This window comes from Pseudomonas sp. P97.38 (assembly GCF_001269745.1).
In the GTDB taxonomy this organism is placed as follows: domain Bacteria; phylum Pseudomonadota; class Gammaproteobacteria; order Pseudomonadales; family Pseudomonadaceae; genus Aquipseudomonas; species Aquipseudomonas chlororaphis_E.
Window position 1 is genome coordinate 181,242 of record NZ_LHVJ01000009.1, and the last position, 14,439, is coordinate 195,680.

General features: G+C 63.4%; 13 protein-coding genes. 8 read left to right on the forward strand and 5 right to left on the reverse strand.

All coding sequences use genetic code 11. The features are described 5' to 3' along the window. Positions 1-7 precede the first annotated feature (7 nt). Both trmA and AD664_RS02845 read right to left on the reverse strand, forming a co-directional pair. Positions 8-1,087, reverse strand: a complete 1,080-nt coding sequence (gene trmA / locus AD664_RS02840) for a tRNA (uridine(54)-C5)-methyltransferase TrmA (RefSeq protein WP_053144250.1) — start codon at positions 1,085-1,087, stop codon at positions 8-10. Further along, complete coding sequence (locus AD664_RS02845; RefSeq protein WP_053144251.1) at positions 1,084-2,379, reverse strand: NCS2 family permease; 1,296 nt, start codon at positions 2,377-2,379, stop codon at positions 1,084-1,086. The genes trmA and AD664_RS02845 overlap by 4 nt, the downstream gene beginning before the upstream one ends. Positions 2,380-2,589: 210 nt before the next feature. Here AD664_RS02845 and AD664_RS02850 point away from each other — a divergent pair, with 210 nt between their 5' ends. The 5 genes from AD664_RS02850 to AD664_RS02870 all read left to right on the forward strand — a co-directional run bounded on the left by AD664_RS02850 (position 2,590) and on the right by AD664_RS02870 (position 7,769). Next, a complete protein-coding gene (locus AD664_RS02850; protein ID WP_053144253.1) occupies positions 2,590-3,033 on the forward strand; it encodes a DUF4879 domain-containing protein in 444 nt (147 codons plus the stop codon). A gap of 212 nt (positions 3,034-3,245) precedes the next feature. Further along, positions 3,246-3,812, forward strand: coding sequence for a DJ-1 family glyoxalase III (locus AD664_RS02855; protein WP_053144254.1), 567 nt, complete (start codon positions 3,246-3,248; stop codon positions 3,810-3,812). A gap of 239 nt (positions 3,813-4,051) precedes the next feature. Further along, positions 4,052-4,585 (forward strand): (2Fe-2S)-binding protein, encoded by a 534-nt coding sequence (locus AD664_RS02860; RefSeq protein ID WP_053144255.1) that lies wholly within the window; start codon positions 4,052-4,054, stop codon positions 4,583-4,585. Then, on the forward strand, positions 4,582-5,571 hold the full coding sequence (locus AD664_RS02865) for a xanthine dehydrogenase family protein subunit M (RefSeq protein WP_047736305.1): 990 nt from the start codon (positions 4,582-4,584) through the stop codon (positions 5,569-5,571). The genes AD664_RS02860 and AD664_RS02865 overlap by 4 nt, the downstream gene beginning before the upstream one ends. After that, positions 5,568-7,769 (forward strand): xanthine dehydrogenase family protein molybdopterin-binding subunit, encoded by a 2,202-nt coding sequence (locus AD664_RS02870; RefSeq protein ID WP_053144257.1) that lies wholly within the window; start codon positions 5,568-5,570, stop codon positions 7,767-7,769. Before AD664_RS02865 ends, AD664_RS02870 begins: the two co-directional genes overlap by 4 nt. Here the strand turns inward: AD664_RS02870 and AD664_RS02875 are convergent. Beyond that, positions 7,766-9,004: an MFS transporter gene (locus AD664_RS02875; protein WP_053144259.1), complete on the reverse strand. Its 1,239-nt coding sequence runs from the start codon at positions 9,002-9,004 to the stop codon at positions 7,766-7,768. The genes AD664_RS02870 and AD664_RS02875 overlap by 4 nt on opposite strands. 516 nt (positions 9,005-9,520) lie before the next feature. Between AD664_RS02875 and AD664_RS02880 the strand changes: the two genes are divergently transcribed. Genes AD664_RS02880 through AD664_RS02890 form a run of 3 tightly spaced genes read left to right on the forward strand, consistent with a single transcriptional unit; the run spans position 9,521 to position 12,156 of the window. Next, positions 9,521-10,960 carry a cytochrome ubiquinol oxidase subunit I gene (locus tag AD664_RS02880; RefSeq protein WP_053144260.1) on the forward strand — a complete coding sequence of 480 codons (1,440 nt, stop codon included), beginning with the start codon at positions 9,521-9,523 and terminating at the stop codon, positions 10,958-10,960. A 3-nt stretch (positions 10,961-10,963) separates the two neighbouring features. Beyond that, complete coding sequence (gene cydB / locus AD664_RS02885) at positions 10,964-11,971, forward strand: cytochrome d ubiquinol oxidase subunit II (RefSeq protein ID WP_042730950.1); 1,008 nt, start codon at positions 10,964-10,966, stop codon at positions 11,969-11,971. A gap of 14 nt (positions 11,972-11,985) precedes the next feature. Continuing rightward, a complete protein-coding gene (locus AD664_RS02890; RefSeq protein ID WP_080922111.1) occupies positions 11,986-12,156 on the forward strand; it encodes a DUF2474 domain-containing protein in 171 nt (56 codons plus the stop codon). Between the two features lie 13 nt (positions 12,157-12,169). On the opposite strand, the gene AD664_RS02895 is transcribed toward AD664_RS02890, so the two are convergent. Next, on the reverse strand, positions 12,170-13,294 hold the full coding sequence (locus AD664_RS02895) for a methyltransferase (protein WP_053144262.1): 1,125 nt from the start codon (positions 13,292-13,294) through the stop codon (positions 12,170-12,172). A gap of 181 nt (positions 13,295-13,475) precedes the next feature. Next, positions 13,476-14,228: an autoinducer binding domain-containing protein gene (locus AD664_RS02900; RefSeq protein ID WP_371260934.1), complete on the reverse strand. Its 753-nt coding sequence runs from the start codon at positions 14,226-14,228 to the stop codon at positions 13,476-13,478. Positions 14,229-14,439: the final 211 nt, after the last annotated feature.

Here is a 14,439-nt window from a genome sequence, read left to right on the forward strand (position 1 = left end):
AACTGCCTCAACGCCGAGTCAGCAACACTCCGGATTCCATGTGATGGGTCCAGGGGAATTGGTCGAACAACGCGCAGCGCGTGATGCGGTGGGTGTCGTTCAGTTGCGCGATGTTGGCGGCGAGGGTTTCCGGGTTGCAGGAGATGTACAGGATGTTGTCGAAGCGCCGGGTCAGTTCGCAGGTGTCCGGGTCCATGCCTGCGCGCGGCGGATCGACGAAGACGCTGCCGAACGCGTAGCTTTTCAGGTCGATGTCCTGCAAGCGGCGGAACGGCCGGACTTCGTTCAACGCTTCGGTCAATTCTTCCGCCGACAAGCGCACCAGTGTCACGTTAGCCACGGCGTTTTCGTCCAGGTTGCTCAGCGCCGCGTTCACCGAAGTCTTGCTGATTTCGGTGGCCAGCACGTTGCGTACGCGGGTTGCCAGGGGCAGGGTGAAGTTGCCGTTGCCGCAGTACAGCTCCAGCAGGTCGTCGCTGCGATCGCCGAGAGCGTCGTAGGCCCAGTTGAGCATCTTCTGGTTCACCGTGCCGTTGGGCTGGGTGAAGGCGCCTTCTGGCTGGCGATAGCTGAAGGTCCGACCGCCCACCTCAAGGCGCTCCACCACGTAGTCGTGGCCGATCACTTCTCGCTTGCCCTTGGAGCGGCCAATGATGCTGACGCCCAGGTCGTTGGCCAATTGCGTGGCGGCGGCATGCCAATGCTCGTCCAGCGGACGGTGATAACACAGGGTGATCATCGCGTCGCCGGCCAGGGTGGTCAGGAACTCCACCTGGAACAGCTTGTGGCTCAGGGCCGCGCTGGCCTGCCAGGCGGCCTTGAGTTGCGGCATCAACTGGTTGATGCGCAGGCTGGCGATAGGGAACGTCTCGATGAGGATCGGCGTGCGCTTGTCTTCCTGGGAGAACATCGCGTAGTGCCGCTCGCCGGCCTCGCGCCACAGGCGGAATTCGGCCCGCAGGCGGAAGTTCTGCAGTGGCGAGTCGAATACCGCAGGTTGCGGCGCATCGAAGGGGGCCAGCAACTCACGCAAGCGGGTGACCTTGTCCTGGAGCTGCGTGGCGTACGCCTGGGAATCGAAAGTCATGCGTTGAACCAACCCAACTTGATCACGAACAGGATGGACAGGATGACCAGTGCCGGGTTCAGCTCACGGCCACGGCCCGACACCAGCTTGATGGCGGTCCAGGCGATGAAACCGAAGGCGATGCCGTTGGCGATGGAGTAGGTGAACGGCATGGCCAGCGCGGTCACCACCACCGGGGCGGCGACGGTGATGTCGTCCCAGTCGATTTCCGCCAGGCCCGAGGTCATCAGTACGGCGACGAACAGCAAGGCCGGCGCGGTGGCGAACGCCGGGACGCTGCCTGCCAGTGGCGAGAAGAACAACGCCAGCAGGAACAGGATCGCCACCACGATGGCGGTCAGGCCGGTGCGGCCGCCGGCACTGACGCCTGCCGCCGACTCGATGTAGCTGGTGGTGGTGGAGGTGCCCAGCAGCGAACCGGCCATGGCGGCGGTGCTGTCGGCGATCAGCGCACGGCCCATTTTCGGCATGTGGCCGTCCTTGCCCATCAGCCCGGCGCGCTTGGCGACGCCGATCAGGGTGCCGGAGTTGTCGAACAGGTCGACGAACAGGAAGGCGAAGATCACGCTGACCAGGCCAATGTCCAGGGCGCCCTTGATGTCCAGTTGCAGGAAGGTCGGGGCCAGGGAGGGCGGCATCGATATCACGCCGCCAAATGGGGTGAAGCCCATCAGGATCGAGACGATGGTCACCGCGAGGATGCCGATCAGCACGGCGCCGCGCACTTTCAGTGCTTCGAGCGCGACGATCAGGACAAAACCGAGCGTGGCGAGAATCGGTGCTGGTTGCTTCAGGTCGCCGAGGCCGACCATGGTCGCCGGGTTTTTCACCACGATGCCGGCGTTGTTCAGGGCGATCAGCGCCAGGAACAGGCCGATGCCGGCGGCGATGGCCGAGCGCAATGGCAGCGGGATGCTGTTGATGATCCACTCGCGGATGCGAAAGATCGACAGCAGGAAGAACAGCACCGCGGAGACGAATACCGCGCCCAGCGCCACTTGCCAGGTATGGCCCATGTGCAGGACCACGGTGTAGGTGAAGAAGGCGTTCAAGCCCATGCCTGGGGCCAGGGCGATCGGGTAGTTGGCGATCAGGCCCATGACCGTGGAGCCGATGGCCGCCGCCAGGCACGTGGCGACGAACACCGCGCCTTTGTCCATGCCGGTTTCACCGAGGATGCTCGGGTTGACGAACAGGATGTAGGCCATGGCCAGGAAGGTCGTGACGCCCGCCAGGATCTCGGTCCGCACGTTGGTGTTGTGTGCCTTGAGTTGAAACAGCCTTTCCAGCATGTCTGCTCCCCGTGGCGCGCAGGGCGCCGTGAATGTATCGACCTCAACAGCAAAGCACAGACCGCCAGGGGCGCCTGAATTTTCTGCGGGTCGGAAAAAGCCGCGCATCATACCAGCAGCGTGGCCATGTGGCTGCGATCGTCGTCGATGTTTTACCGAAGCAAAAAGAGCGCCATACTGCGCGCGGTTCAGAAGCTCGATAGGTCTCCCATGAACAGAAATCTGCTGGCCGTGGCTTGCGCGTTGGGCCTGTGGTTGCCCGGCCTGCCCGTTAATGCCGCCTCGGCGCCGCCGTTGAGCGAGGTCAAGGTGCTCAAGGTCGAGTCGCCGGCCTGTGGCTTCGAGGACATCACCCCGGGGCAGGCACAGACCCGTTGTGACCACAGTGGTGCGAACATCAAGGTCTACGTGCTGGAAGTCGGTTATGGCCGCCAGCCCCATGTCACGCTGGACGGCTTCGAAGTCGACGGCACCCGCTCGCCGGTGTGCGCGTTCAGCAATGGCAATCTCAACGATTGTTCGAGCCGCACCAAGGTCGTCGGCTATCTGTACATCTTCGACCTGAAGGGCAAGCAGGAAGGTACCTTCAGCTACAGCAACGTCTCGATCAATGCACCGGGCAATCGGATGTCGACCCAGTTGTACATCAAGTGACGGGCAGTTGGCAGGACGCAGTCCGGCAAACCTGACTAGGCTATGTACGAAATAGCTTGAAACTTGGTTATGCGGCGTTAAAAACCGGCTCGGAATGCTCATTGACAACCAGTCAACTGCGCTTCCTCGCCGGTTTTTGCCTTGCCTAACCTGCGTTTCAAACTATTTCGTACACAGCCTAGTCTTCAGGAACACCCCTGCGGAGAACACCCATGATTGCTGGAACCGCGATACCCCGAGCCCTGATCGCCGTTGCCGAAGGTGTCGACGACTTGCAGACCGTCACCCTGATCGACGTCCTGCGCCGGGCGCAGCTCGAAGTGGTGCTGGCGAGCATCGAAGGCCGGCGGATGCTGACCTGCGCCCGTGGCACCCGCCTGACCGCCGACGGCATGCTGGTGGACGTGCTGGTGCAGGACTTCGACCTGATCGTCCTGCCCGGCGGCCTCATCGGCGCCCAGCACCTGGCCGCCCATCAACCCCTGCAACAACTGCTCAAGGGCCAGGCCGCCGCCGGCCGCTTCTTCGCCGCCATCGCCGAAGCGCCTGCGCTGGCATTGCAACCTTGCGGCGTGCTGCGCCAACGGCGCATGACCTGCCTGCCCGCCGTCAGCCAGCAATTGTCCGGGTGTACCTTCGTCGACCAACCCGTGGTCGTGGATGGCAACTGCATCACCGCCCAAGGCTCGGCCGCCGCCCTGGCGTTTGCCCTGGCGTTGGTGGAACAACTCAGCGGCAAGGGCGTGCGCAATGTGGTGGCGGTGGAACTGCTGGCCTGACGGGCGCCAGGCGTGTTGTGGGAAAGCTGGAAGGCTTTAATCATGGCGCCGAGTGTAAGGCGATGTATTGCACAGGGTGCGGTATATAGAGACCGCACTTGAGCGACATAAAGGTGCGCTTTGCCGCGCCTGTTCGCCTTCACGAACGCCTTTGAACGCTCACCGCCCCCCGAAGTCGTACCCCTTATGACGGCGGTTTCCCAAAACGCCGCGAGTGTACGACCAACCGTGAGGTGTTTATGAGCGCGACCCTGTCCGAAGCGACGCAGGCGTCCTTCGTCCGTCATCCGATCCGCCTGACACTCAATGGCCAGGTGCGCGAGTTGCAGGTATTGCCCTGGACCACGCTGCTGGACCTTCTGCGTGAGCAACTGGACCTGGTGGGCAGCAAGAAAGGCTGCGACCACGGCCAGTGCGGCGCGTGCACGGTGTTGCGCGATGGCAAGCGCATCAATGCCTGCCTGACCCTGGCGGTGATGTGCGACGGCGTCGAACTGACCACCATCGAGGGCTTGGCCAATGATGGCGCGCTGCACCCTATGCAGCAGGCTTTCATCACCCATGATGCCTTCCAGTGCGGCTACTGCACGCCGGGGCAGATCTGTTCGGCCGTCGGCCTGGCCAACGAGGGCCGGGCGCGGACCGGCGCGCAGATCAGTGAGCTGATGAGCGGCAACCTCTGCCGCTGCGGTGCCTACAACAACATCCGCGATGCCATCGAAGAGGCCTTGCCGCTTTGCCCGCAACCCCTGGCACCGGAGGGCGAGCAATGAACCCCTTTCAATACAGCAAGCCTGAGACCGTGCAGGCTGCCATCGACCTGTCGAGCCCGGTGTCGCGCTTCATCGCCGGTGGCACCAACCTGCTGGACCTGATGAAGGAGAACCTCACCCGTCCGGCGCACCTGATCGACATCACCGGGCTGCCCCTGGCGGACCTCAGCGAAACCCCATCGGGCGGGGTGATGATCGGCGCGCTGGTGAGCAATGCCGACCTGGCCTGGCATCCGTGGATCGAGCGCCGCTACCCGCTGCTGTCCCAGGCGATCCTGGCGGGCGCCTCGCCGCAACTGCGCAACATGGCCAGTACCGGTGGCAACCTGTTGCAACGCACCCGCTGCTACTACTTCTATGACGCTAACGTGCCGTGCAACAAACGCCAGCCCGGCAGCGGCTGCCCGGCGCGCAGCGGGCTGAACCGGATCCACGCGATTTTCGGTGCCAGCGACCAGTGCGTCGCGACGCATCCGTCCGACATGTGCGTGGCCTTGGCGGCCCTGGAAGCGGTGGTCCATGTGCTGGGCCGGGGCGGGGCGCGGACCATCGAGTTCGCCGACTTCCACCGCCTGCCCGGCGATGCCCCGGAGCGGGATAACCAACTGGCCGACGATGAACTGATCACCGCCATCGAACTGCCGGCCGCCGGTTTTGCCGAGCACAGTCACTACCTGAAGGTCCGTGACCGAGCCTCCTACGCCTTTGCGCTGGTGTCGGTGGCGGCGGCGCTGGAACTCGACGGACCGGTGATCCGCCAGGCGCGCCTGGCCCTGGGAGGCGTGGCGCACAAGCCCTGGCGCGACCGGGCGGTGGAAAGCTGGCTGAGCGGCCAGACCGTCAGCCGCGAAACCTTCACCGCCGCTGCCGACGCGCTGCTGCAAAACGCCGAGCCGCTGGAGCACAACGGCTTCAAGGTCAGGTTGGCGCGCCGGGCGATCGTGCGCGCCTTGAGCGATGCCGCACTGGGAGGGCAAGCCAAATGAATGCTCCGAGCAAATCCATAGGGCAGCCACTGGACCGGGTCGATGGCCTGCTCAAGGTGACGGGCCAGGCCCGCTATGCCGGCGAATACCCCGAAGACGGCTTGCTGTACGGCAGTGTCGTGTCGGGCACCATCGCCTGCGGCCGGGTGCTGCGCATCGACGCCTCCAAAGCCTTGGCGCTGCCTGGCGTCGTCGCGGTCATCGACCACACCAACCGGCCCAAGGTCGCCAGCTACGATGAGCCCTACCAGGATGCCGACGCGGCGGATGGCTCGCCGTTCCGGCCGCTGTACAACGACGAGGTGCTCTACAGCGGCCAGCCGCTGGCCCTGGTGGTTGCGCAGAACCTCGAACTGGCCCGCTATGCCGGCTCGCTGGTCGAGATCGAATACGAGGCCCGGGACCACCAGACCGACCTGGCCCTCGTGCAAGGCGAGGCCTATCCGGCACCGGCCGAACTGCCCAAGCCCCGTGGGAATTTCCAGGGCGAGTACGCCAGTGCGGCGCTGAGTGTGGATGTGTCCTACAGCACACCGATCGAACACCACAACCCGATGGAGCCTCATGCCTGCACCGTGCTGTATCAGCCTGACGGCAGCCTGCACATCCATGACAAGACCCAAGGCACGCAGAACTGCCAGGCCTATGTGCAGAAGGTATTCGGCCTGGAGAAAGACCAGGTCCGCGTGTTTGCCGCGTTCGTCGGCGGCGCCTTCGGCTCAGGGCTGCGGCCGCAGTATCAATTGGCGTTGGGGGTGATGGCGGCGCTGGCCCTCAAGCGCTCGGTACGGGTCAGCCTGACCCGCCAGCAGATGTTCACCTTCGGCTACCGGCCACGCACGTTCCAGCGTTTGCAATTGGGGGCCGCGGCCAATGGGCGGCTGCTGGCGGTGGCGCATAGCGCTGTCGGCCAGACCTCGCGTTTCGAGGATTTCACCGAACACGTGGTGGAGTGGAGCGGCATGCTCTATCACTGCGACAACGTCGAGTTGAGCTACAAACTGGTGCCACTGGACGTCTACACGCCGCTGGACATGCGCGCACCCGGTGCCGCCCTCGGGTTGATCGGCCTTGAGTGCGCCATGGATGAACTGGCCTGCGCCCTGGCGATCGATCCCGTCCAGTTGCGCTTGAACAACTACGCCGAGCGCAACGAAAACGAAGACAAGCCGTACTCCAGCAAGGAGCTGCGCGAGTGCTACGCCCAGGGGGCTCGTCGCTTCGGGTGGGACAAGCGCAACCCCGAGCCGCGCAGCATGCGCGAAGGCCGGCAACTGGTGGGCTGGGGGATGGCCGGCGGCGTGTGGGAAGCCATGCAACAGAAGGCCAGCGCCCGGGCTTCCCTGGACGCGGACGGCAAACTCACCGTCAGCAGCGCCACCACGGACATCGGCACCGGCACCTACACGGTCATGACCCAGATCGCCGCCGAGGCGTCAGGCGTGCCCGTGCAAGACATCACCTTTGTCCTCGGCGACTCATCACTGCCGACCGCGCCGCTGCAAGGCGGCTCGTTCACCGTGTCATCGGTCGGCACGGCCGTGCAGCAGGCCTGCGAGGCGCTGAAGGAAAAACTGCTGGCCGTGGCCTGGCAGACCTGTCCGGATTTCAGCGGTGCGACCCTTGAGCAGGTCACCTTCGCCGACGGCCATTTGCGTTTTGGCGAAGCCCGGATCGCCCTGGCGGCGCTGGCAGGACAAAGCGCCGAGATACCCGTGCAGGCCCAAGTCACCGCCGAGCCGGACGAAAAGCGCAAGGCCTACGCCACCGCGACGCACTCTGCGGTGTTTGTCGAAGTCCGGGTGGATGAAGACCTGGGCACGGTGAAGGTCAGCCGGGTGGTCAGCGCCATCGCCGCCGGGCGGGTGGTCAACCCGAAAACCGCGCGTAGCCAGATCCTCGGTGGCGTGGTCTGGGGCATCGGCATGGCGCTGCACGAGGAAACCCTCACCGACCACGCCCTGGGCCGGCACATGAACCACAGCCTGGCCGAGTACCACCTGCCGGTAAACGCGGACATTGGCGACATTGAAGTGATCTTTGTCGACGAGCAGGACGAGATCGTCAACGCGCTCGGTTCCAAGGGCGTGGGAGAAATCGGCATCGTCGGCGTGGCGGCCGCCGTGGCGAATGCGATCTACCACGCCACCGGCAAGCGGGTGCGGGATTTCCCCATCACCCTCGACACGTTGCTCTAGGGTGTCGCCTCGGCGACCGGCTCGTGCATCCGGTCGCGCTGGGCCAGGGTCGGGAACAGCTTGATCCAGACCCCGGTCACCAGCAGCGTGCCGACACCGCCCATGACCACCGCCGGCACCGTGCCGAACCAGTGGGCAGTGAGGCCGGACTCGAACTCGCCCAACTGGTTCGAGGCGCCGATGAACAACCCGTTCACCGCGCTGACGCGGCCGCGCATTTCGTCCGGGGTTTCCAGTTGCACGAAGGAGGCGCGGATCACCATGCTGATCATGTCCGCCGCGCCGAGCACCACCAGCACCGCCAGGGAAAACCAGAACGACGTGGAAAGGCCGAAGGCAATGGTGGCAACGCCGAACACGCCCACGGCGGTGAACATCACCCGGCCGACCTTGCGCTCCACGGCGAACCGCGCCAACCACAACGACATCAGCAAGGCCCCGACCGCGGGCGCCGAACGCAACAGGCCCAGACCCCAGGGGCCGGTGAGCAGGATGTCCTTGGCGAACACCGGCAGCAACGCCGTCGCACCACCGAGCAACACCGCGAACAGGTCCAGGGAGATCGCCCCGAGGATATCCGGGCGGCTGCGGATGAAGCGAATCCCGGCCAGCAACGAGTCCATCGTCGCCTTGCCTTTGTTCAACGGGGTTTGCCGGGCCGGGAGATTGAGCATCAGGCAGCAGGCGATGACGTAGAGCAGCACGGTCGGCCCATAGACCCAGACGCTGCCGAAGGCATAAAGCAGGCCGCCGAGGGCCGGGGCGACGATGGTGGCTGACTGCTGGGCCGATTGGGCGGCGGCCACGGCCCGTGGAAACAGCGCGGCCGGCACGATGCTCGGCAGCAGTGCCTGGGTGGTCGGCATTTCGAACGAGCGGGCGGCGCCGAGCAGGAAGGCGAGGATGAAAATCATCTCCCGCGTGACGTTGTCGGTGGCGCTGCCGATCACCAGCGCCAGGGCGATCATCGCCTGCAACGACTGGCAGAGGGCCGCGACCTTGCGCCGGTCATAACGATCGGCCACGTGCCCGGTGTGGAGCATGAACAGCACGCGCGGCGCGAATTCCACCAGACCCACAAGCCCCAGGTCCAAGACGTTGCCGGTCAGTTGATAGAGGTTCCAGCCGATGGCCACGGTCAGCATCTGGAAGCCGCTGGCGGTGAAGATCCTGGCCAGCCAGAAGGCAATGAAGGGACGATGTTGACGGAGCAGCAGCGGCGCTTGGCTGGGCATCTGGAAGAGGTCCGGTGATGAAGGCCATGAGATTATCACCGAGCTGTAACCGGAAGTTGCGGTGGTGGGAAAAATAGTTAGCCAAACATCGATTTTGCCCAGAGCACCTTCCGAGGTGGCCTCCTGGCGAGGGAGCTTGCTCCCGCTGGGTGGCGAAGCCGCCCCTGTCCATGAAAACTGCATGAACCCAATGCGCCTGCTGCGCAGTCGAGCGGGAGCAAGCTCCCTCGCCACGGTTGGCTAATGGTGCCCCGGCCGGATGCTATCAATTGTCGCTGAGTCAACCTGTCACGCGACAAAAGACCACGCCGTCCATCGGCCATAATGCGACTACTCTTTGATCATTGCTTGATCCAGATCAATACCCTGCCGGGTGCTGGGCTGGCGGCCATCCGGCCAGAATCCTGCGTTGTGACGGTTTAAAAAGAACGATTTGAAAAGCATCGCACTCCATATCCCTGGAGGCGGTGATGCAAGCCCCGCCCGCAGCCGGTTTTACCTGACAGAGGAAGACTTATGTTCGGTTTGGAGGCGCTCGATCTCGCCCGAATCCAGTTCGCGTTCACCATCTCGTTCCATATCCTGTTTCCGGCGATCACCATTGGCCTGGCGAGTTACCTCGCGGTGCTCGAAGGCCTGTGGCTCAAGACCCGAGACGACACCTACCGTGACCTGTACCACTTCTGGTCGAAGATCTTTGCCGTCAACTTCGGCATGGGCGTGGTGTCCGGGTTGGTCATGGCCTATCAGTTCGGCACCAACTGGAGCCGGTTCTCCGACTTCGCCGGGGCGGTGACCGGGCCGCTGCTGACCTACGAGGTGCTCACGGCGTTCTTCCTCGAAGCCGGCTTTCTTGGTGTGATGCTGTTCGGCTGGAACCGCGTCGGCCGTGGCCTGCACTTCTTTTCCACGGTCATGGTGGCGATCGGCACGCTGATCTCGACGTTCTGGATCCTGTCTTCCAACAGCTGGATGCAGACCCCGCAGGGCTACGAGATCGTCGACGGGCGGGTGATCCCGGTGGACTGGCTGGCGGTGGTGTTCAACCCGTCGTTCCCTTATCGCCTGTTGCACATGTCGACCGCGGCGTTCGTCGCCACGGCGTTCTTCGTCGGCTCGTCGGCGGCCTGGCACCTGCTGCGCGGCCGTGACACCCCGGCGATCCGCCGGATGCTGTCGATGGCGATGTGGATGGCCTTGCTGGTAGCACCGATCCAGGCCGTGATCGGCGACTTCCACGGCCTGAACACCCTCAAGCACCAGCCGGCGAAGATCGCGGCCATCGAGGGCCACTGGGAAAACGTCGGCAACGAGCCGACCCCGTTGATCCTGTTCGGCCTGCCCGACATGCAGGCGGAGAAAACCCGCTTCGCCGTGGAGATTCCCTACCTGGGCAGCCTGATCCTGACCCACAGCCTGGACAAGCAGGTGCCGGCCCTCAAGGAGTTTCCACCAGAGGATCGTCCGAATTCGACCATCGTGTTCTGGTCGTTCCGGGTCATGGTGGGCCTGGGCCTGCTGATGATCTTCACCGGCCTGTGCAGCTTGTGGCTGCGCCGCAATGACCGGATCTACCAATCCCGGCCTTTCCTGCACATGGTGCTGTGGATGGGGCCGTCCGGGTTGATCGCGATCCTGGCGGGCTGGTTCACCACCGAAATCGGCCGCCAGCCGTGGGTCGTCTACGGCCTGATGCGCACGGCCGATGCTTCGTCCGGGCATAGCGTCGCGCAGATGAGCATCACCCTGGTTCTGTTTGTCGTGGTGTATTTCGCCCTGTTCGGCGCTGGGCTGAGCTACATGATGCGCCTGGTGCGCAAGGGGCCGGAGGCCCACGAAGCCGAGCCGAGCGACGGTGGCCCAGGCCAGAAACGCACCCCGGCCCGACCTTTGTCGGCCGCCGACGAAGGCGACGACGACATGGACCACAACGACCGCACGAACAAGGGGAATTGAACCATGGGTATTGATCTTCCGCTGATCTGGGCCGTGGTCATCATCTTCGGCATCATGATGTACGTGATCATGGACGGTTTCGACCTGGGGATCGGCATTCTCTTCCCCTTCATCAAGGGCGAGCGCGACCGTGACGTCATGATGAACACCGTCGCGCCGGTCTGGGACGGCAACGAGACCTGGCTGGTGCTGGGCGGCGCAGGGCTGTTCGGGGCGTTTCCGCTGGCTTATTCGGTGGTGTTGTCGGCCCTGTACCTGCCATTGATCCTGATGCTCATCGGCCTGATCTTCCGGGGCGTGGCCTTCGAGTTCCGCTTCAAGGCCAAGGCGCATAAGCGGCATCTGTGGGACAAGGCCTTCATCGGCGGTTCGCTGACGGCGACCTTCTTCCAGGGCGTGGCGCTGGGGGCTTTCATCGACGGCTTCGAGGTGGTCAATCGCCAGTTCGCCGGCGGATCCCTGGACTGGTTCACGCCGTTCACGGTGTTCTGCGGCCTGGCCTTGATCGCCGCCTACGCCTTGCTCGGCTGTACCTGGCTGATCATGAAGACCGAAGGCAAGTTGCAGGAGCAGATGCACGACCTGGCCAGGCCGCTGGCGTTCGTGGTACTGGCGGTGATTGGCATCGTCAGTCTCTGGACACCGCTGGCCCATGCCGACATTGCCGCGCGCTGGTTCACCCTGCCGAACCTGTTCTGGTTCCTGCCGGTGCCGATCCTGGTGCTGGTGACCATGTACGGGCTGTTCCGCGCGGTGGCCCGCAACGCCCACTACACGCCGTTCATCCTGACGCTGGTGCTGATTTTCCTCGGCTACAGCGGGTTGGGCATCAGCCTGTGGCCGAACATCGTGCCGCCGTCCATCTCGATCTGGGACGCCGCGTCACCGCCCCAGAGCCAGGGCTTCATGCTGGTCGGCACCTTGTTCATCATTCCGTTGATCCTGGTGTACACCTTCTGGAGCTACTACGTGTTCCGCGGCAAGGTGACCCATGACGACGGTTACCATTGACCGACCTGCGAGGCATGCACATGGCCAAACCTGACTTGAAGGACATCGAGGCGGCCGAGCGAAAGCCCTTGTGGCAGCGGCTGGGTTGGCTGGCGATGATCTGGGCCGGCAGCGTGCTGGCGCTGTTCATCGTGGCCAGCCTGATGCGGATGTTCATGAACGCTGCCGGCCTGACTACCCACTGAGTGACCGTGGTGGTTACTTGCGGGCCTTGAGGATGACGAACTTCGGCGTCGCGGCCACTTGCTCGACGCCGCGGAACAGCCGGGCCAGCTTGCTGTGATAACCCAGGTGTCGGTTGCCGACGATGTACAGGGCACCGCCGACGACCAAGGCTTCGCGTGCCTGCTGGAACATGCGCCAGGCGAGGAAATCCCCTACGACCTGCTGCTGGTGGAACGGCGGATTGCACAGCACCACATCCAGTGATTGTGCCGGTTGCCCGGCGAGCCCATCGCCGGCGCGCAGCGTTACCTCGCGCTCGCCCAGGGCGGCCGCCCAGTTCTCGGCCGCCGACTGCACGGCCATGTACGACTCATCCACCAGCGTGTAGCGGGCCTCGGGGTTTTGCAGGGCACTGGCGATGGCCAGCACGCCGTTGCCGCAACCCAGGTCTGCAACCTGGGCCGTGCCGAGATTCTTCGGCAGGTGCGGCAGGAAGGCGCGGGTGCCGATGTCCAGCCCTTCGCGGCAGAACACATTGGCGTGGTTGCGCAGCTCGATACGGGGTTCGTCGAGCCAGTAGCGGGTGGGGTAGGGTGACACGACTGGCGCCTTGGCTTCTGGCGTGGCGATCAGCAGGCGGGCCTTTTTCACCGCCAGGGACGCCTGCACCGGGCCGATGTAGCGCTCCAGCAGGTCGCCGGCGGCGCGGGGCAGGTGCTTGATCATGGCCCCGGCAATCACCTGGGCGCCGGGCGCCAGTTGCCCTTGCAGACGGATCAGTTGTTCTTCCAGCAGCGCCAGGGTTTTCGGCACCTTGATCAGGACGCGGTCGAAGGGGCCGGTCAACGCTTCGCTGGCGGGCACTGTCGGCACTGCATCGAAGGGCCGGCCATTACGCACCAGGTTTTTCTCCAGCGCCTGCAGGGCCAGGAATGAGTCGCCGCTGCTGGTCACGGCCACCTTGCCGGCCAGGCTGGCGGCCAGTGCGCCGAAGCCGTCATTGAGCACCAGGACCCGGGTCTGCGCCGTGGGCTGTTGTTCGGCCAGGTGGGCGAGCAGGTATTCGTCGGCCGCGTCAAAGGCTTGCAGCGGTTCGTTCTGCTGTTCGGGCTGGCGGATCAGGTCGAGCTGGGCGAAAGGGCTGTCGAGCAGGGGCATGACTGGGACTCTGGAGATCGGTGGATGTCCCGCTGCCTGGGGTAGGAGTCTGGGCGGGACCGCCTGAATGAACTACGTCGCGCAGATGGAGCGGCATCATTCAAGTGGAACCGTAAATGGTACGTTTTTTTACCTCGTATTGCCCGCGGGTTTTTCATGACAGGTCAGGCCACACGGCACGTCAGATCACGTGAATGTGGGCGGCCTTGGCGACGGCGGAAATCTTGTTGCTGACATTCAGTTTGCGCATGCAACTGCACACGTGGAAATTCACGGTGCGTTCGGAAAGGCAAAGGATCCTGCCCACTTCCGATGCTGTCTTGCCTTCGGCGGACCACTTCAACACTTCGATCTCCCTGGGCGACAGGTGAACGCTCGGCTTGCTGGTGACGGTGTCGGATAACTTCTTGCTGGCCAGGGCATGCAGCCGTTGGCTGGCGAAGATCGCATAACCGAGGTTGCCGTAATGCTCGTCGATATCGATGGGGTAATGAGACCTGGCCAGGCTGAACAGGCTGCAATGAGTGCCCTGTTCATCATGGACGGCCTGGGTCCAGCCGTACTTGAGCCCCTGTCGATTGAGTTCGCGCCATAACTTCGGCGCTTTGGCAAAGACTGTTTCACTCCAGAGAATGGGGATCATTGATTGATTGCAATGTGCTACTAATGGATCCTGCGAGGCATAGCCATTTTGCTCATAGAACCGGTCCCAGCCATAAGGGTAGTTATTAAGGTTGACCTTGTTGGTGTGCTTGTCGGGGCTGCCGTGATAGCTGGCGAAGGCACAATATTCAAACCCCTGATTGTTAAAGAAATTCAGGACCAGACGATAGGCCGCCTGCAGGTCTTTTTCACAGGACAGTTTTCTCAGCTGCGAGTCCTTCCAATTATCCATCGCGTTCTCCTGGGTTGATTTCGTCCATGCCGGATCCAATCCATGATGCGAAATTTCAGTGTAGGACTATTCCTGATTTGTAGTGGAATTTTTTTAGTTTGCTGACAGTGTAAGGTGTTTAAAAAAATAAACTTTCTAGTCGGTTGTTTTTACAGCGTTTGTAACTTTGTACAAGTTTGTTAAGTGTTCGCGGCCGCTGCGGCTACATAGCTATTAAATTGCCACTGCATCGCGGCGGTGGTGGCGATCG

Bases quoted from the DNA above. Each gene is read 5' to 3' on its own strand.
- trmA (WP_053144250.1), bottom strand. From the start codon at position 1,087: ATGACTTTCGATTCCCAGGCGTACGCCACGCAGCTCCAGGACAAGGTC.
- AD664_RS02845 (WP_053144251.1), bottom strand. From the start codon at position 2,379: ATGCTGGAAAGGCTGTTTCAACTCAAGGCACACAACACCAACGTGCGG.
- AD664_RS02850 (WP_053144253.1), top strand. From the start codon at position 2,590: ATGAACAGAAATCTGCTGGCCGTGGCTTGCGCGTTGGGCCTGTGGTTG.
- AD664_RS02855 (WP_053144254.1), top strand. From the start codon at position 3,246: ATGATTGCTGGAACCGCGATACCCCGAGCCCTGATCGCCGTTGCCGAA.
- AD664_RS02860 (WP_053144255.1), top strand. From the start codon at position 4,052: ATGAGCGCGACCCTGTCCGAAGCGACGCAGGCGTCCTTCGTCCGTCAT.
- AD664_RS02865 (WP_047736305.1), top strand. From the start codon at position 4,582: ATGAACCCCTTTCAATACAGCAAGCCTGAGACCGTGCAGGCTGCCATC.
- AD664_RS02870 (WP_053144257.1), top strand. From the start codon at position 5,568: ATGAATGCTCCGAGCAAATCCATAGGGCAGCCACTGGACCGGGTCGAT.
- AD664_RS02875 (WP_053144259.1), bottom strand. From the start codon at position 9,004: ATGCCCAGCCAAGCGCCGCTGCTGCTCCGTCAACATCGTCCCTTCATT.
- AD664_RS02880 (WP_053144260.1), top strand. From the start codon at position 9,521: ATGTTCGGTTTGGAGGCGCTCGATCTCGCCCGAATCCAGTTCGCGTTC.
- cydB (WP_042730950.1), top strand. From the start codon at position 10,964: ATGGGTATTGATCTTCCGCTGATCTGGGCCGTGGTCATCATCTTCGGC.
- AD664_RS02890 (WP_080922111.1), top strand. From the start codon at position 11,986: ATGCACATGGCCAAACCTGACTTGAAGGACATCGAGGCGGCCGAGCGA.
- AD664_RS02895 (WP_053144262.1), bottom strand. From the start codon at position 13,294: ATGCCCCTGCTCGACAGCCCTTTCGCCCAGCTCGACCTGATCCGCCAG.